The 18,412-nt window shown below is 54.6% G+C and carries 13 protein-coding genes, 2 tRNA genes and 1 pseudogene; 9 read left to right on the top strand and 7 right to left on the bottom strand.

All coding sequences use genetic code 11. From position 1 onward, the window contains the following. From C1722_RS16200 to C1722_RS16745, 3 genes are all read right to left on the bottom strand, one after another. Positions 1 to 432, bottom strand: a 432-nt coding sequence (locus C1722_RS16200) for a DnaA N-terminal domain-containing protein (RefSeq protein ID WP_280522956.1), incomplete at its 3' end; no start/stop codon positions are given. Positions 433 to 618: 186 nt separating this feature from the next. Next, positions 619 to 1,425, bottom strand: a complete 807-nt coding sequence (locus tag C1722_RS16195) for an ATP-binding protein (RefSeq protein WP_102380350.1) — start codon at positions 1,423 to 1,425, stop codon at positions 619 to 621. Positions 1,426 to 2,001: 576 nt separating this feature from the next. Further along, on the bottom strand, positions 2,002 to 2,325 hold the full coding sequence (locus tag C1722_RS16745) for a hypothetical protein (protein WP_146040713.1): 324 nt from the start codon (positions 2,323 to 2,325) through the stop codon (positions 2,002 to 2,004). Between C1722_RS16745 and dnaN the strand changes: the two genes are divergently transcribed. The 5 genes from dnaN (at position 2,312) to C1722_RS16170 (ending at position 11,262) form a co-directional block, all read left to right on the top strand. Beyond that, complete coding sequence (gene dnaN, locus C1722_RS16190; RefSeq protein WP_102380349.1) at positions 2,312 to 3,433, top strand: DNA polymerase III subunit beta; 1,122 nt, start codon at positions 2,312 to 2,314, stop codon at positions 3,431 to 3,433. The genes C1722_RS16745 and dnaN overlap by 14 nt on opposite strands. A 28-nt stretch (positions 3,434 to 3,461) precedes the next feature. Then, positions 3,462 to 4,616 carry a DNA replication/repair protein RecF gene (gene recF / locus C1722_RS16185; protein WP_102380348.1) on the top strand — a complete coding sequence of 385 codons (1,155 nt, stop codon included), beginning with the start codon at positions 3,462 to 3,464 and terminating at the stop codon, positions 4,614 to 4,616. A 206-nt stretch (positions 4,617 to 4,822) separates the two neighbouring features. After that, positions 4,823 to 6,769 (top strand): DNA topoisomerase (ATP-hydrolyzing) subunit B, encoded by a 1,947-nt coding sequence (gyrB, locus tag C1722_RS16180; RefSeq protein WP_102380347.1) that lies wholly within the window; start codon positions 4,823 to 4,825, stop codon positions 6,767 to 6,769. Between the two features lie 221 nt (positions 6,770 to 6,990). Then, positions 6,991 to 9,600, top strand: a complete 2,610-nt coding sequence (gene gyrA, locus C1722_RS16175) for a DNA gyrase subunit A (protein WP_219724337.1) — start codon at positions 6,991 to 6,993, stop codon at positions 9,598 to 9,600. A gap of 246 nt (positions 9,601 to 9,846) precedes the next feature. Next, on the top strand, positions 9,847 to 11,262 hold the full coding sequence (locus C1722_RS16170) for a response regulator transcription factor (protein ID WP_180995322.1): 1,416 nt from the start codon (positions 9,847 to 9,849) through the stop codon (positions 11,260 to 11,262). A gap of 52 nt (positions 11,263 to 11,314) precedes the next feature. On the opposite strand, the gene C1722_RS17505 is transcribed toward C1722_RS16170, so the two are convergent. The 3 genes and pseudogenes from C1722_RS17505 to C1722_RS16155 form a co-directional block, all read right to left on the bottom strand. After that, positions 11,315 to 12,478: an FAD-binding protein gene (locus C1722_RS17505; protein WP_102380345.1), complete on the bottom strand. Its 1,164-nt coding sequence runs from the start codon at positions 12,476 to 12,478 to the stop codon at positions 11,315 to 11,317. Between the two features lie 268 nt (positions 12,479 to 12,746). Continuing rightward, a pseudogene (locus C1722_RS17930) lies at positions 12,747 to 13,283 on the bottom strand (hypothetical protein); the annotation flags it as partial. A 202-nt stretch (positions 13,284 to 13,485) separates the two neighbouring features. Further along, positions 13,486 to 13,989, bottom strand: coding sequence for a bifunctional nuclease family protein (locus tag C1722_RS16155; protein WP_102380343.1), 504 nt, complete (start codon positions 13,987 to 13,989; stop codon positions 13,486 to 13,488). 133 nt (positions 13,990 to 14,122) lie between these two features. Here C1722_RS16155 and C1722_RS16150 point away from each other — a divergent pair. Both C1722_RS16150 and C1722_RS16145 read left to right on the top strand, forming a co-directional pair. After that, a tRNA-Ile gene (locus C1722_RS16150) sits at positions 14,123 to 14,199 on the top strand. 101 nt (positions 14,200 to 14,300) lie between these two features. Beyond that, a tRNA-Ala gene (locus C1722_RS16145) sits at positions 14,301 to 14,376 on the top strand. A gap of 63 nt (positions 14,377 to 14,439) precedes the next feature. Here the strand turns inward: C1722_RS16145 and C1722_RS16140 are convergent. Then, positions 14,440 to 16,089, bottom strand: a complete 1,650-nt coding sequence (locus tag C1722_RS16140) for an FAD-dependent oxidoreductase (RefSeq protein WP_102380342.1) — start codon at positions 16,087 to 16,089, stop codon at positions 14,440 to 14,442. Positions 16,090 to 16,303: 214 nt separating this feature from the next. Here C1722_RS16140 and C1722_RS16135 point away from each other — a divergent pair, with 214 nt between their 5' ends. Both C1722_RS16135 and C1722_RS16130 read left to right on the top strand, forming a co-directional pair. Further along, on the top strand, positions 16,304 to 17,695 hold the full coding sequence (locus C1722_RS16135) for a helix-turn-helix transcriptional regulator (RefSeq protein ID WP_102380341.1): 1,392 nt from the start codon (positions 16,304 to 16,306) through the stop codon (positions 17,693 to 17,695). 130 nt (positions 17,696 to 17,825) lie between these two features. Continuing rightward, entirely contained in the window at positions 17,826 to 18,395 is a 570-nt protein-coding gene (locus C1722_RS16130; protein WP_102380340.1) for a J domain-containing protein, read from the top strand. Positions 18,396 to 18,412 lie beyond the last annotated feature (17 nt).

Here is an 18,412-nt window from a genome sequence, read left to right as displayed (position 1 = left end):
ATTGGCGGAAAGGGGTTGGGCTGCAGGCGGGGTGATCTGCGCCGTGGCAGCGGCTGCGGCAGCGGCGTTGGCTGCTAGCTGCGGTGCAGCGGCGCTTGCTGCGGGGTGAGAAACCTGAGCGGGTTGTTGAACGGGCGCAGCGGTTGGTGCCTGCGTATTGGGTTGAGCTGCGGTTACGTCGACTTCGATGACAACGGTATAGGGAATCTGGTACAGATCGTTGAGCGCTTGTTTGATGACTTCGACGTAATGGCGCTCGATCCACGTTTTGATGAAATCGTTGTCTGCGGTGAGCATGAGGAACCCCTCGCTCATCGCCTGAGGATGCAGCCGTGAAAAAAACGCGTTGATCTGAGTGGGGTCGATGTTGTTGTAGCCTTTAACCTGGCTGCAAACCTCTTCCCAAGCTTTTTCGAGCATTTCGCTGTCCATGCCATACATCCTAGTCGTCGGTTCGGAGTCGATCTGCCATTCTACGTGATGTGCACCCCGCCCGTTGCTCGTCGATGGCGGGATGGTTCAAGGTCGCCTCGGTGAACGGAAATGGGTATCGATTATACGCTCTCGATGAGATTGTAGTAAAAATACGCACGGTCGGCAAAGAAGTCGGCAAAGAAGCTAGAGGGAATTCGCTACTTGGAACCCTAAATCGGTCAAGATGCGTTTCTGATTCACCGTTTTTTCGATAAGACCGTATTCCTCGAGCTTTTTCAACGTTACGTAGGTGCTCGATTGGGGCATACCGGTCAGGTTGACCAGATCGGTGACACCGAGAGCTCCTTCATGAAGGAAGAAGGGCAGAAATTCTTTCTCCCGAGCACTGAGGGGAGGTGTGAGCGATTCTATTCTCGGCTGATGCTGCTGTTCCTTCTGCGGGGGTGCAAGGCTTACCGTTACGACGGCGCCGCACTCGAGATTGTCTTCGATCGTGATGGTGCCGTTAGAAAAATCGAGGTAATCCTTGACGATGGGCAACCCGGATCCAACACCCCTAATATAGTGTTTCATGGGTTCTATAGCCGAAGTGAATCCAGGTAGTTGGGCTTTGTCTTTGTTTGCTATACCAGGCCCTTGGTCGGAGAAGCGAATTGTTTTTCCCTGATCGAGGATAGAAACGATGATCTCGGAGAACTGAGCGTGAATGAAGTTTTCCGACACTTCGCGAATGACGGTATAGGGAATGGTCCCCCCGGAAAGCTTTGCTTGCTCATAAATTTTCGACGCAAGGTTTTCAATGAACTCCGCCGTGGTGTTCGGTTGAATTTCGATGACGCGAGGAGCGCTTCTCAGATCGTCGTAGACCGCGATGCGAGCGATTGTTTCAACGAACGTGTAATTGAAATCCGCCTTATTCCCATCAGCGGATTTAGAAGCAATGTTCTGGTCTGTCGGCACGGTATTCAGAAAAATTCCTTGTAGTTTCAAGCTATTTCAGCAAATTATTCAGCAGTATTCAGACATATTCACACGATTTCAGCGAGACTTCAAGCATTCTACGTGTTTTCAGCCATTTTTTAAGCAAGTATTCAAAATTCTTCAAAACGGAAACGTAGTTTTACAGGCACTTTTCCGAGTTATCAACTTTTTATTCAGAAATTGTTGAAAACTCGGAAAATGGCTTTCAGGGAACCCGAAATATAGTGAATAACTAAGCGTCGATTGTTGAAATTACTCCTTGACAATTGCCGCGAATACGTTTTCCCAGATGGATAAAATTCACCTTGGGAAAATATCAAATCTTTGTTCGCTTTTTAACGCAAACGCTCTGCAATGAAATCATCATTACTGGGTATGAATTGAAAAATACCAGATCATAGTGCATTTTTCTCTGAAAACACCCGTATTGTAATCATGAGGTGTGGATGTAAAGAATTTCGAAAACGGGTGCTTGACTTTATGCGCTTTCGTGGATTTCCACAGGTCTCTGCGAATGAAAAAATAGTTTTCCCCATTTTCCACAGTCGAAATGAAAAGAAATGTGGAAAACGAGGGAGGTGGTGGCTAAAACAGCGTTTTTCTTTCCATGAAAGAAAGAAAAAGTTGAATAAGGATGTGGCTGGCGCTGGGCAGTGAAAAAACAGGAACCATGGGAAAGCCGAATGAACTGGGATAGGGAATATTGGAGACTGCAGTCGGGGTGGAGAAAGACGATACGGAGGAAACGACGAAGAAAATCATGCGGACGCCCGCCGTATGAGGCGGGCGGCGGGGACCGATTGAAATGGTTTGGGCGCGTAGATTGGAGAACGGCGCCCCGTGCCCGCTTGTTATTTGCGATACTGGTTCCATACGATATCGAAAGGGAGCAATCGTGAAGTTCAGCATCAACCAATCCGAATTACAAAATGCACTGACGATCGTCATGAAGGGCGTTTCCACCCGCTCGACATTGCCTATTCTTTCGGGAGTTTACATTCAGGCGCACAGCGATTCCCTCACTCTTCAAACGACCGACCTCGAGCTGTCCATCCAGTACAGCGTCGACGCCCTTGTCGAAGAAGAGGGCGAAACGGTGGTGCCCGGTAAGCTTTTTGCGGAAATCATCAAGAATCTCTCGGATGCAGCAGTACACGTTGCCGGCAACGAGGAAGCCGTCGTCGTTACGTGCGATGCGGCATCGTTCTCGTTGAGGACGCTCGATCCACAAGATTTTCCGGGATTTCCCAAAGTCGACGTACATCAGAGCATCAACATCCCCTTCGATCAATTCTCTACGATGGTGAAACGCGTTGCTCGCGTAGTATCCAAAGACGAATCCCGGGCAATCCTGACCGGCGTTCTGATCACCCTCGAAGATAAACTTCTCAAGATGGTGGCAACCGACTCGTACCGTCTCGCCGTTACCGAAGCCGATGTTCCCGATGATATGGCGGGCGAATTCAACGCCGTGATATCCGGATCGTTCCTTCAAGACATTGCGGCTCTTCCTAAAACCGACAATCCCGTTTCCTTGGCGCTCGCCGACAACCAGATCGTGGTTACCTACTGCAATACCGTGTTCGTCAACCGCCATACTGTGTTCACCACCCGCCGTATCGAGGGAAATTTCCCAAACTACAAGCAACTTCTCCCGGATGCGTACGTTACGAGGGCTTCGATGAACGTTGGTCACCTGATCGCTGCTGTCAAACGCGCATCACTGCTCAGCAATACGGCTACCCCGGTGAAGTTTGACGTGAATATCGGTTCGCAAACCACGTTGTTGTCAAGCACGGCGCAAGATGTCGGTTCGACGCAGGAAACTCTTTCGTGCGAAGCCGAGGGCGAAGATGTCGAAATCGCGTTCAACTACGCCTATCTGCTCGACGGTTTAAGCGCGGTGACAACCGAAAAAGTGTACCTTGAGGCCCAATCGTCGATGAAGCCGGGGATATTCAAGGCGGAGGAAAGCGAGAACTTCCTCTATCTGGTCATGCCCGTGCGCATTTCATAAAAACCTGCAAGGCGATCCGATACCATCGATGACAACCAGCGCGCCCGATACCAAGGATCTGCGGATCGAATCGGTTAGATTCGACCATTTCAGAAACTATCCGATGTTCAAACTGGACGATGTCGGCCCGCTGACGGTGTTCGTGGGAAGAAATGCCATCGGCAAAACCAACATCGTCGAAGGCATCGAGCTGCTCACCGCGCTCTCGTCGTTTCGCAATCCGACTGCAAGGCAGCTCGTCCAATGGGGAAATGAGAACGCACGGCTCCAGGCAAAGTTTTCAAGCGCATCGCGCGACCTTGATCTCGCATTGAGCATTGCGGACGGTAAAAAGTCCTACACGCTCAACGGCAAGCCGAAGAAGATTCAAACGCTGAAGGGGCTTCTGCCGGCTGTCGCTTTCACTCCCGACGATCTCGATCTTGTCAAAGGATCTCAAGGCAGCAAGCGCGCCGCCCTCGATGCGCTCGGCTCGCAGCTTTCTCCGAACTACTACGTTATACGCAAAGATTACGAAAAGATTCTTCAGCATAAGAACCGCCTTCTGAAAGAAGAAGGATCACCGTCGTATCTCGATGCGGTCGACGAAACGCTGCTCGCGGTCGGCACGCAACTGTACTGCTATAGAAGCTCGTTGTTTGTGAAGCTGCTGCGAGAGATAGAACGGTATTACCGGGAAATCACCGATGGGAGCGAATCGATTCAGGCGGCGTATGTTCCCTCGTGGGAAGAGCACGATCCTGAAAAGACGGAGACGTTCGTCCTCGGCAAAGAGGATGCGCTCGATACGATGCGCGTTTCTCTGAAGGACGGCAGGGAAGAGGAGCGCCGACGCCGCCATGCCGTAATAGGACCCCATGCCGATCGAATCGAATTCTTCATTGAGGGAAAGAACGCCCGCATATACGGAAGCCAGGGACAACAGCGTTCCATCGTGCTGAGTTTCAAACTTGCGGAAGTGGCGTTGATCCGGGATATGCTCGATCAGAAACCGGTCCTTTTGCTCGACGATGTGATGAGTGAGCTCGACGAACAGAGAAGGAATGCGTTGGTAGGGTTCATATCCGGTGACATCCAGACCTTCATCACGACAACGAACCTCCAATATTTCTCCGAAGACATTCTCGCGCAGGCCCGCGTTATTAGGTTGGGTGCGGAAGATGAGCGATCGATAAAGCGATGATTGCTGTTTTACAGTGAATTATTCGCTGAAACGAGAAAAATGACAAGCAAGGCATCAATCGGCTCTTGTGTGCGTTCTCTGTTGCCTTAAACGCGTTCAAAATCGATACCATCGAACCACTATATATGGTATAATTTGCAGGTTGTCATGCACATCCGCTGACAGCTCATCACATCAAGAAAAATGCAGTACAAAAGGAGCAGTACGTGGCGCAGAAAAATCCTGAGCATTACGATGGTTCGGATATTCAAGTCCTCGAAGGCTTGGAAGCGGTACGCAAGCGTCCCGGCATGTACATCGGCTCGACGGGCCCGCGCGGCCTGCACCATCTCGTGTACGAGGTGGTCGACAACTCTGTCGACGAGGCGTTGGCCGGATATTGCGACAAGATCGAGGTGTGGATACACCCCGACAACTCCGTAACCGTCGCCGACAACGGTCGAGGCATTCCGATCGATAAGCATCCGAAAGAGAAGATACCGACGGTCGAAGTCGTTTTAACCATCCTCCACGCCGGCGGTAAATTCGGCGGCGAAGGTTATAAGGTGTCCGGCGGCTTGCACGGCGTCGGCGTTTCGGTTGTCAACGCGCTCTCCTCGCGCGTCGAGGTATTCGTGAAACGCGATGGCGGCGAATACAAGATAGCCTTCGACCATGGCAAAACATCCGAGAAACTCGCGAAAGTCGGTTCGGCGAAGGGTACGGGAACCAAGACCACCTTCTGGCCCGACCCGACCATCTTCACCGAGACGACGGTGTTCGATTACACGACGCTTGCCAACCGTTTCCGCGAGATGGCATTTCTCAACAAGGGGCTCAAGATCGTGCTTTACGACGAACGCGAGCTCGACGACGAGGGAAATCCCAAGACGGAAGTGTTCCAGTATGCGGGCGGCATCCAGGACTTCGTGAAGTTTTTGAACGAAGGCAAGGAAACGCTCAACAAGCCGATCTACTTCGAGGCGGAGAACGAGGACGGCACGGTCGAGGTGTCGATGCAGTGGTCGACGTCGTACTCAACGAACTCGGTGCTCGCGTTCGCCAACAACATCAACACGCACGAGGGCGGCACGCATCTCGACGGCTTCAAGCAGGCGGTCACGCGTACCATCAACGAGTATGCGCGCAACAAAGGCATCCTCAAAGAGAAGGATGCGAATCTTTCAGGCGACGATACGCGTGAGGGTTTGGCGGCCATCATCTCGGTTAAGCTGCATGATCCGCAGTTCGAAGGTCAGACGAAAACCAAGCTCGGCAATACCGAGATCCGCCCGCTCGTGCAGAATGCGGTAACGCAGGGTCTTGCCGAATACCTCGAGGAGAACCCGACTCCCGCGAAGCGTATCATCGGAAAGGCGACGCAGGCGCTGAAAGCGCGCGAAGCCGCACGCAAGGCGCGCGAGATGACCCGCCGCAAAGGTGTGCTCGATTCGTTCGCGCTCCCCGGCAAGCTCGCCGACTGCTCGAGCAAGAAAGCGGAAGAATCTGAAATCTTCATCGTAGAGGGCGATTCCGCAGGTGGCTCGGCCAAGCAGGCCCGCGACCGCAAGTACCAGGCGATCCTTCCCCTCCGCGGCAAGATCTTGAACGTCGAGCGTGCAGGCTTGCACCGTTCGCTTTCGTCGGATACCATCTCATCGCTCATCACGGCGATCGGCACCAACATCGGCGAAGATTTCGACGCCGATCAGGCGCGCTACCATCGCATCATCATCATGACCGACGCCGACGTCGACGGAGCGCACATCCGCTGCCTTCTGTTGACGTTCTTCTACCGCTATATGCCCGAACTGATCACGCGCGGTTATATCTACATCGCTCAGCCGCCGATCTTCGGACTCAAGAAGAAGAACTCGCGTTCCACGAAGATCGAGCGCTATATATACGATGAAAGCGCCCTTTCCGCTACGCTTGCCGAATACGACAATCCCGATAAGTTCGACGTCCAACGCTATAAGGGTCTTGGCGAGATGGATCCCGATCAGCTGTGGGAAACCACGATGGAGCCCGAAACGCGCACGCTTTTGCAGGTGAACATCGACGATGCCGCCGAAGCCGAACGCGTGGTGAGCGAACTCATGGGCGACCAGGTGGAACCCCGTAAAGAATTCATCCAGAAGCACGCACGCGACGTGCGGTTCCTTGATATTTAAGGAGAAGGTACGTGACTGACGAAACACAAGATTTCGATTCGACCGACGAATCCGAAGGCGGCGAAAACGCACTGCCCGAGGATCTCGATCGCCTGCTCGAGCGCGCCGAAGATGACGATGATGTTCTCGACGATACGGAATCCGACGATGCCGATTCCGGTCGTGGCGAGATCGGATCGGTTGTATCCGAGGAGATGATGGCGCGGTCTATGATCACCGATATGCCGAGTGCCCACGGCGAGATCGTCGAGGGAGCAAACGGCGGCAACGGTACGATCGTACGCACCGCCTACCTCGGCAAGGAAATGCAGACCTCGTTCCTGGAATACTCCATGAGCGTTATCGTGGCGCGTGCGCTGCCCGATGTGCGCGACGGTTTGAAGCCGGTGCACCGCCGCATCCTCTACGCCATGAACGAGTCGGGTTACACCCCGAACCGCCCCCATATGAAGTCGGCCCGTACGGTCGGCGACGTGATCGGCAAGTACCATCCGCACGGCGATTCGGCTGTGTACGACACGATGGTGCGCCTGGCCCAGCCCTTCTCGATGCGCGTTCCGCTCGTCGACGGCCACGGCAACTTCGGTTCGATCGACGGTGACGGCGCGGCTGCCATGCGTTACACCGAGTCTCGCCTCGACAAGGCCGCGATGGAGCTTTTACGCGACCTTGAGAAAGAGACGGTCGATTTCCAACCGAACTACGACGAGAGCTTGGAGGAACCCAAGGTTCTGCCCGCGCGCTTCCCGAACCTGCTCGTCAACGGTTCGAGCGGTATCGCGGTCGGCATGGCAACCAACATTCCGCCGCACAACCTCGGCGAGACGATCGATGCTACGTGTTTGATGCTCGACAACCCCGATGTGACCACCGAAGAACTCATGAAGGCGCTTCCCGGCCCCGATTTCCCGACGGGCGGCATCATCATGGGCCGCAAGGGGATTCTCGACGCGTACGAAACGGGACGCGGTTCGCTCACCATCCGCGCAAAGTGCGAGGTCAAGGAGGGGAAGAACGGCCGCAGCACCATCGTGGTCTCCGAGATCCCCTACCAGGTGAACCGCCAGCGCCTCCTCGAGAAGCTCGGCGAGCTCATTCGCGACAAGAAGCTGCCCGAGGTGTCGAACGTACACGACGGCGCCGACCGCCACGGCATCGACATCATCATCGACCTCAAGCAAAACGCGATCCCGCAGGTTGTTCTCAACAAGCTGTTCAAGCATACCCAGCTGCAGGTGGGATTCGGCGTTATCACGTTGGCGCTCGTCGACGGCGTGCCGCGCGTGCTCTCGCTCAAGGAGACGCTGCATTATTACATTCAGCATCAGCAGGAAGTCATCGTGCGCCGTACTCGCTACGAGCTCGCAAAAGCGGAGGAACGTGCTCATATCCTCGAAGGATTGATCGTCGCGCTCGACAACATCGACGAGGTCATCTCGATCATCCGCTCGTCGCAGACCGATAGCGAAGCGAGCGAGCGTTTGACCGAGCGCTTCGGTCTTACGAAGAAACAGACCGACGCGATACTCGAGATGCGCCTGCGTCGCTTGACCGGCTTGGAGCGCAACAAGATCGAGACCGAGTTGAACGAACTCCTCGAGAAGATCGCATACTACAAGCGCGTTCTCGGAGACGAGGCGCTTGTGCGCGAGATCATCAAAGAGGAACTCCTCGAGATCAAGAAGAAGTACAACTCGCCGCGCCGCACCCGCATCACCGAAGCGGCTAAGGATTTCGACGTGGAAGACCTTATCGCCGAAGAGGACATGGTCGTTACCGTAACCAAAGCGGGATACGTGAAGCGCCTGCCTGTGAGCACGTACCGTCAGCAGAAGCGCGGCGGCAAGGGCATGCAGGGCGTGAATCTCAAAGACAGTGATTTCGTCGAGCATCTGTTCATCGCGTCGACCCACGCCTACATGCTGTTCTTCAGCACGGCGGGCAAGGTGTATCGTCTGAAGGTGTACGAGCTTCCCGAAGCCTCGCGTCACGCGCGCGGTACGGCGATCGTGAATCTGCTGCCGCTTTCCAAGGGCGAAACCATCTCGGCGGTCATTGCGACCAAGGATTTCCCCGAAGACGAATACCTCATGTTCGCCACTTCGCACGGCATGGTGAAGAAGACCTCGATGAGCCTGTACGATCGTACGCGCCGCGACGGCCTCATCGCCATCAATCTCAAGGACGACGACACCTTGATCTCGGTCAAGCGCGTTGCCCAAGGCGAGAAGGTCATGATGGTATCGTCGGCCGGCAAGGCGATCATGTGGGACGAAGGCGAGGCCCGCGCCATGGGTCGCGACACGATGGGCGTTCGCGGCATGACCGTGGCTCCCGGCGTGCGCGTGCTCGGCATGGAGATCGCCAAACCCGGAACCGAGCTGTTCGTGATCACCGAGAAGGGCTTCGGCAAGCGAACCCCGGTTGCCGAATACCCCGAGCATCATCGCGGGGGCCAGGGCGTCTTCACGATCACAATGACTGAGAAGAAAGGTCTGCTTTCGGCCATGAAGATCGTCCGCGACACCGATGAGCTCATGATCATCTCCGAAGAGGGCGTAGTCGTGCGCACCCCGGTCAAGGGCATCTCGCAGCTCGGCCGCTCGACGCAGGGCGTGTGCGTGATGAAGGCCTGCGAAGGCGATAAGGTGACAGCGGTTGCCATTTCTACGGCAGGCAAGAAGCGCAAGGCTCCGAAGACCGTTGACGAGCCCGAGACGATCGTGGATGCGCAAGACGATATTCACAGCTCGCTCGATGGTGAGATCAGCGAAGCCGACATCGACATCGACGACGATGACGATGGGGACGAGGGCGAGGGCGAGGAGTAGGGGTTCCTTACCGAATCTGAAAGTGCTCGATATTCGAACGCCGGACGGGAACAATCCGTCCGGCGTTTTTTGATATGTACGTCAAGCGAACAGATGTTTCACGTGAAACATCGGAGCTTGCAATGGCGGCTAAGGGGCATTGTCTCTGCTATATACTGAAAGCAACGATTCTCGATGATAGCTCTATGCGGGAAGGGTGGGAATATGCACGCGGCAAATCAATCTGAAATGACGCGGAAGCAGCCGATGGCGAAGCTTTTTCTCGGATTGAGTGGAGTATCGTTTGCCGCTACGGTGCTGCCGTGTTTTCTGAGGATGTCTTCTAGTGAAGCGGTCATGGTGGGCGTAGCGGGTTTCGGAACATCTTTGGGATCGGTGTTCATCGGTGGATTGATTGGCGGATTCGCTGCCTTGCTCGTGAATACCTCTCGCCTCAACGATAGGGCGAAGAATGCGGCAATTACGAGTTTGGGGGCCGCGCTCTATCTCTTGGGCTATGTGGCGATGATTGCACTCCGTTCTCATGTTAAATTTGAAGTAGCGGGCTTTGTTTTCGGCATTGGCGTCGCTTTCCTCAGTATCGGCTGGTTGCTGTGCTTGGAAGTGCGTGATTTCAGGCAAACGCTCGCGCAAACTGCCCTTGTCGTGGTCTGCGCGGTAGTGGTTGTTCAGGCGCTTTGCTTGATTCCCGAGGGGAGCAGGGTCGTTTTTTCGCTCGTCCTGTTGGTTGTCGGCATGGCGGAACCGATTCGCTCGCTATGGGCAAATAGGGGCTCGGATTCTCGACAGCTGGTATGCCGCAGCGATGGTAACGATGATTACGACGGATTGTTTTCTTCGAGGCCTTCTTTCGCCGAAGTGTTCAAGGCTCTCTCTTCGTCTATGATCGGTTTATCTATCTTCGCGGTATATTCGAACGCGCTCCAGGTTCCCTTTCCGAGCGTAGACGTATCGGGAACGTCGCTCGGTCTCGGCGTAGCCTCCTTGCTGATCTTTCTCGCTACCCGATTCGGAAAGAAGAAGTTCGCCGCGCCGTTCATCTATTGGGTTCTTTTCCCGGCGATTGCAGCCGTGCTTTTGATTCTCGATAGTTTTCCCGTTAATTCGCAAGCATTCATGGTCGGTGCGGGTGGCATTACCGTCTTTTTCTCGGGATTGGGGTTGTTTGCTGTTGCGTTCCTCCTCATCGCAAATCGGCAGAATCAGCTATCGCCGTATTGGTCTGTCGGGTTGTCGTTTATCGCGTTCTCGTTTTCGGGTTTCATCGGTTGCATGCTGAGGGAAAGCGAGCTTTCAACCGACGAGAGAGGATCGCTCCTTTTGGTTCTTTCGACTTCGTACATGGTGTATCTGCTGTTCTCTCCTGCATTGCAGCTTTGGAAAATGAGGAAATCTTCTCCGGTGCGGACGGACGGAAGCGTAATGGGATCGGATGACATCGATGGCGTTTGCACACGACTTGCTCGGCGCTACGGCTTGTCTCGTCGGGAAGAAGAAGTGCTCGCATACGTGGGACAAGGGTACAATTCCCCTTACATTGCCAAGATGCTCTTCATCTCTGACAGCACGGTGCGGAGCCATCTGAAAAGCATTTACCGTAAAACGGGGGTGCCCTCTCGAATGGATTTGGTCGATCTGATCAGAAGGGAAAGCGCCTCGTAAGACGAGGGGCGAGACGCTTTCCCGCTTGTTTGTTGTTCCGAGGGAAGCCGACTTATGATGTGGCTACGTACTCACCCGTCAGCTTGCCGAGCGTGTGAGCTATGGTGAGGCTCTGCCCGGCGATCGAGGTGAAGTACTGCCACCCGAACCGCCCACCCGAGGCGTTGCCCGCCGCGTAGAGTCCTTTGATGGGGCGATAGTCTTCTCCGAGAACGGCACCGTTCTGGTCGATGAGAAGTCCGCCGACGGTAACCATCAGCACGCCTACAGCCTTTGTCCCCCCGTATGCGTAGTAGGGAGGTTTGTTGACGGGGATCATGAGTGAGGGGTCTTTTCCGAAATCCTCGTCCGAGCCTTGCTCGCACAGCTCGTTGTACCGTTCGATCGAAGCGACGAAGTTCTCGAGCGCTTCGCCTTCGTACCCTAGATAACCTCCCAGCGTTTCGTAATCGTCGGCAGCGTAGACGACGGCTCCAGCTCCCATCGCCTTGTTGGCTCCCGCCTCGGTTTCCGCTGCTTCTTCGCCGTCGGCTGAACCGTTCGGTCCGCCTGCATACGCCTTATCCATGGTTTCATGCAGGGCGTCGTACCCCAATGTAGTGTCGAACCCCATGTGCCCGAACGCCTGGACTTCCAAAAGTTCCTCGACGTTGCTGTCGAATACCGTGACGATCATGCCGTCGGGTTGGCGGGCGCCAGGAAGGGCCATGATCTCCGTCGATCCGAAACCCTCGTTGCTGTAGCGATAGCCGTCTGCGTTTATCCAGAGTGCTGCGGTTGCACCAAGCGGGTCGGTGGGGGAATCACAGGGGTACCAATAGGCTCCGTCCATGGTGCCCATGCAGGGATCGAGCCTGCCGCCGGCCCAGTATCCCATTTGGATACCCGACCCGTCGCGATCCATCATGTTGGCCATCGCATCGTTCGCGCCCATGGTTTGCTTGATCTCGTACAGAAGATCCTCGCGCATCTCCTCGTTCGAACCGAATCCGCCGGTTGCTATGATGACGCCCTTCGACGTGTTCACCTTCACATACCCTTGCGGCCTTTCTCCGATTGCTCCGATCACGGCACCGTCCGCGTCGGTTACCAGCTGGACGCCTTTCGTCTCGAACAGCACCTGCCCGCCGCTCTTCTCCGCCGCGTCGACGCATCGTTTGAGGGCGGCTTCGAGCATTCCGTCGCCGGCGGTTGCGGTGCCGACCCACGATTTCATGCCTCCGAACTCGCNTCGCCGTGTCCCCCTTCACATGCCCTGGCGGCCTTTCTCCGATTGCTCCGATCCCGGCACCGTCCGCGTCGGTTACCAGCTGGACGCCTTTCGTCTCGAACAGCCCCTGCCCGCCGCTCTTCTCCGCCGCGTCGACGCATCGTTTGAGGGCGGCTTCGAGCATTCCGTCGCCGGCGGTTGCGGTGCCGACCCACGATTTCATGCCTCCGAACTCGCGCATGTGGGGTCCGTTCTCGGACAGGCACCGAACGGAGAAGGATTTGTAATCGTCTTCGCTCAGGTTGTCGAAGATCCAATCGAAAGTAGCGCCGCAGTTCTTCGCGTAGTTCATGATGAGCGCGGGATTGGATCGGTTATTCGAGCGCAGCTGCCAGTCGTTCACGAATTCGATGGTGTCGACTTCCGGTACTCCGACGCTCTTGAGGTACGAGGAGTTGATGTGTCCCATCTGGAATCCCTGGAACGACCACGCGTCTTGTGCCGCCGTGTCCATGCCAAAGGCAACCGCACCTGCCTCAGCCGCCGCGCGCAGTGCGCAGCAGCCCGCGTGGCCGAGGCCGATGACGAGCACGTCGCAATCGTACGTGTCTACGATGTCGCTTTCGGGTATATCGCTCGGCGGCGTCCTCCACGAAGCGGTGCTTTCGCTTGCCGAAGCGGTAGAGTTTGCCTTCGTCGACGATCCTTCTTCAGATGAGGGAGAACATGCCGACAAGGCCCCCGCCCCGGCAATCCCCAATGCGCCCAATCCTGCTCCCCGAATAAAGCTTCTCCTTGAAATAGTCCCCATCAGGATTCCTTTCTGTTGCTGTGTTCTTGGCTAAAAGGGGAAACCCCTCTACCAACATCGCATGCAGCGCCGCGCAGTGGAATCAACGGAACGTGGAAAAATGCTTACCAGCAGATCAAACCATAGACGGAATGGGTGATTTCGTTCATAGGGGAATAGCGCCGCGCAGAGGACGGCTCTTGTTCGCCTTTATCCTCGGGGCTTATTCGTCGAAATCTTCAGGCGCAAGATTCTCGACGAATTTACGGAACTCCTCGACTTCGGCTTCTTTGTCGGGATTCGATTTGAATACATAGGGAAACGAAGCCCGCTCGAGAACGTCCTCGTTCATGTAGATCGGAGCTTCTTGGCGAATAGCGAGAGCGAGTGCATCGGAAGGGCGTGCATCGAGTTCGATGAGACGGTTGTGCTGTCGGAGTACCAGCTTGGCGTAGAAGGTCGGACCGTTCACCTCGTTAATAAGCACATGATCGATGCGCGCATCAAGATTGGTGAGCGCATCGAGAAAAAGATCGTGCGTCATCGGACGTGAGAAACGGGCCTTTTCAAGGGCGATGCCCATTTGGGTAGCCTCGTTGACACCGATCCAGATGGGTACAATGCGAAACTTGTTGTTTTGCGAAGTCTCCTCAACGGGCTGGAGCACGATGATCGAGGGGGAAGGTGCGCTCGACACGATGAGCGTTTGTATTTTAACGGGAACCATGGCACCTCCTTGCGATTGAGCGGCATATCGGTCGGGTTTTGCTTTCGACCGTATCCGTGCTAGTATGGTAACAGAAAAAAGTTCTTGACCCGCCGACTTGTCTTGTTATACAGTGTTCAGGCACTTTTTTTACGGGCCCGTAGCTCAGTTGGTTAGAGCGCACGCCTGATAAGCGTGAGGTCGCTGGTTCAAATCCATTCGGGCCCACCATTTTTTGCGATAAACGCTCCACCGTGAGCCGAGTTTGCCGGTGGAGCGTTTATTAATGAAGACGTGATGGAAGTGCATCCGGGAAGCCGGAACCCAATCGTGGGGCTTTAGCTCAGCTGGGAGAGCGCGGGCTTTGCAAGCCTGAGGTCAGGGGTTCGATCCCCCTAAGCTCCACCATGAAACGCACAGCAGCCGATCTTGGTCGGCTGCTTTTTCTTTTTTTGGCTTTTTGTTTGAAGATTAGTCGCTCTCAGCTAAAACGTTTCTCGCTGCGATTCTCCCGAACGCAAGGCATTCGCTGATATTTCCTGCACCCTGGTACTTGTCGCACCATATCGATCCAAATTCTCCCGAAGAGTACAGATGCGGTATGGGGTTGCCGTCGAGATCCAGTATCTGTGCCTTTTCGTTTCGCCGAGGCCCGCCGTCGGTATTGAGAATTTCTGGCATACACTTCACCGCGTAAAACGGCGGTGTGTCTATTGAGACGAGCGTGTCAGAGGGACGGTAGAAGCGATCGTCTTCTCCCTTGGTGCAGCTTTCGTTCCATATGGTGATCGTATTCACAAGTTCGTTAACCGGTACGCCCATCTGTTCTGCAAGCTCCTCTATGGAGTTGGCCTTGTACCCGTATCCGTCGGCTACCGGGTCGACCTCGTACTCGTTATCGGTCGTCTGCGTCTGCGTGGTGAGCGTGTTGCTCGACGCGTATTTTCCGAGATAGGCGCTTTTCGACAATCCGTTGCTGTCGAAAACGAACCACGATGTGCTTGGTTGAGGCAGACATGCCCAGTCACCGCCGAAGTTTTGATGCCCGTGCCTGCATCCGTAGTTCAAGGAGATATCCGTTCCCACCCAATCGCCGAACATGGTGGTGCCATCCCAATCCATATAATAACGTCGTCCGTTGATGCCGACACTGATGCCCTGATTCTTTTTGAGCATCCGATAGGGAGCCATTTCCGATCCGTCTAGTTTGACGGCGTTGTTCCATCCGCCGGCATAGCTGTTCATGTGCCACATATCGGCTCCGAGCTTTCCGCAGATTCGGTGTCCGTCACCGGTGTTGCAGAGGCCTGCCGCTGGGTGGGCTTTGGGATAAGAGAGATAGTCTTGAACCATGACGCTATCGTTTTCGAATCCTCCGCAACACATGATGACGCCTTTGTTTGCTTTGGCGTATACGGTTTTGTTCTTGTACTCGTAAACTCCTCCGAGTACTTTCTTTGATTCGGGGTCTTGCACCAATGCGACGAGAGGCGCTTCGTTCAAGCGCGTTACAGAATCAGCACGCTGCTCAAGTGCGGCATTGAGGAATTTCACAACATGGGTCATATCGTTTTCGTCCTCTTTGTTGAAGCTGAAGAGTTCGGTTGCCGTTGCATGGGGCAATTCGCCCCATTCCCAGTTAGTACCGGCATAGTCGACGAGCATGTCGTCGGTAGCTCCAAGGGCTTTGAGCCATTCTTTGTGGTGTACGATCTCGTCAGCGTAAGCTTTGAGCACGGTATCGGGGGTTCCCGAGAACTCTCCTCGCAACTCTTTCATGTATTCGAACAGGCTCTCCGCATCGCTTCCTGAAAAGATAATGCCCGAAGAGAAAATGCTGTTCCCATTGCCGAGGTTTGAATTTCCCTTTTCGAGCAACAGGGTTCTTGCTGTATCCCCTTCGGTAGAAACCGTAAGTGCAGCTGCCATTCCCGCTGCTCCTGCCCCTACGACAACGACATCGTATTCTTCGTCCCAGGCGATCTCGTTTGGCGATTGTGCCGAATCGTTTTGCGCGGTCTGCGCCGAACAGCCCATCATTCCCGCCGCCGCAGCGCCCAAGGCCGCTATTCCCGCTGCTTTGATGAAGCTTCGACGCGTTTGCAGTAAATCGTCCCTCATATGACCCTCCTTCTCGCGATCTTTTCCGAACGGGCTTGAAAAAACCTAGGTCGCCCGTCCGACCGAAGACCATCCTATGGGTAAAGACGAGGTGAGAAAGCATCCCAAAAGGAGACAAGAGGAATAATCTTGTCACCCGAAAGAGGGACAATCCAAGAAGGGAGTATTCAGCCGAGGAATATCGTGAGAGAATCGAACGCAGGGATGGGGGTCTATGAAAGCGTCGAAACTACGCACATATTTCGTTGATTCGATCGGGCTTTGGGGTTGGTATGGGTTCGCCCATTGGGCGAGCTCTCGGATCTATCTGGTGTCCACTGACGTATGGTGGTGCAACCAGTTTGGATTCTGCGGTTTATCTTGCATCGCGATAGCTCTCTGCTTGGTCATGGCGGGCAAAAACAGAATTCCCTATCGGGTTATCGATTGGCTATGCCTTGCTTGCACGCTCGTAGGATTATGCGTCCTGAGTCAAGAAGACCTGTGGGGTATGGGATTTCCCCTCATCGTTTTCGGCGTATTCTCGGTAGGATTCTTCATGGCATGGTTCGTTGTGAGATGGGCTTCGAGATATGCCGCCATGGGCGCAAAGGAAATGCTCATTAGGGTGCTTCTCGCCATTATCATGATATCGATTCTAAAGATGGTGAGCTACGGGTTGCCGCTTTTTCTGCTTCCCCTGTTGTACGGGATGGTGCTCTTTGCTCTGACTATTCTTACGAAGGAAATCAAACCCCTCGAAGAGCCAGTACCGAATTCTGAAGCGCGCTATACGGTAAAAACCATTCTGTCATTGTGGCAAACGATTCTTTCGATCATGCTTTTCTTCATCCTCTGGTCGTTTCTCAACATGACATTCAATATCAACGTAGGACATATATCACGCAGCGGCTATTCCTCCGTATACCTCATAGCCGCCGCTCAAATCATCGATATCGGTTTCAGTCTATTCATGCTTCTTTGGATGTTCCGGCTAAAACGAGCAATCGATTGGACTTTATTCTGGCAAATAGCGTATTTCGTGCTTGCGGTAGGTCTTTTGGCAATGTCTCTATTTGGGACGACCCAGGTCGTGCAGGTGTTTCTCAGTGCAGCTGCGGAGCTCGTTTTCATGTTCCTCGTTTACTTTCTCACACGGCTGGGCAGAAAAAGTGCATATGAGCCGCCGTTGGTGATGGCAGTGGGATATGCGTTCATTTCTCTCATAGATTGGACGGTGCGCGCTTGTGTCTCCTACTTTAAATTCGGGTTCACCGATACGCCGCTTGTACCGGTTTTCCTTTTCGTAATCCTGTTCACCATCGTGTTCTTTTTACCTGCGCGGTCGCCGGGAATGCAGCTTCTTACCTCCGAGTTAGGGGAAACCGTGCGAGGGGAAAATCTTGATAGTGAACGTTGTCGTGCGTTGGCGAAGAAAAAAGGTTTGTCGTCGCGAGAGTTCGAAGTGCTGGTTCTGCTTTGCAGGGGACGATCGGCTCCCTATATTGCAGAAACGCTGTACCTTTCCGAAAATACGGTGAAAACGTATCGCAAAAGGATATACCAAAAACTCGGTGTCCACGATAAGCAGGAACTACTGGATTTGATTGATGCTCATGAAAAATAACTCGAATGAAGAATAATGAATAGCTTCCTTGTGCGGAACCTGCGATGCCCGCCGTGTATCGATTCCCCAGTTCGCCATGCGTGGTAAGATACGCACTGCGATTGACCGTAAAGCGACCACAGGATTGAAGATGAATCGGCTCGAAGCATTGCGTATTCTCGGTCTCGATGAAGACGCGACGATTGACGACATCAAAACCGCATACAAGGAAACTGCGCAGATCCTGCATCCGGACCGCTTTGCCACGAACAAGAAGCTGCAGGAGCGGGCTACCGAACAATTCAAGAACCTGCAGGAAGCCTACGAGTACCTGACGAGCGGCAAGGGATCGAAGGCGACGCGCGCCGCAAGTTCGTCGAACTCTCAGAGAAGCGGCGGCTACTCGGCCGCCAGCCAGCTCGAAGCACGGCTTGCGGGCATCGCGGCAGCGCGCACGCAGTTGGTCGCGCAGCGCGACGTCGTGCTCGACGAACGTCGCAACGGCATGCTCATGGCCGGTATCGGCGCCATCGTTGCCCTGTTCACGGGTCGCCGGCCGTTCGGCTTGTTCGGCATCGTCGCGGCAATCGCATCGGCCGCTACGGTTTGGGGCATCGTGTCGATCGTGTCCGCTCAGCGGACGCTTAGCAATCTCGATACCCATATCCAGGAGCTCAATGCCGAGCAGCGTCGCATATCCGACGAGCTCGACGACCTCTGATCGACGAGAATCACTCG

The sequence above is a fragment of the Raoultibacter timonensis genome (assembly GCF_900240215.1).
Classification (GTDB): domain Bacteria; phylum Actinomycetota; class Coriobacteriia; order Coriobacteriales; family Eggerthellaceae; genus Raoultibacter; species Raoultibacter timonensis.
This window is presented reverse-complemented; position numbering and strand designations above follow the sequence as displayed.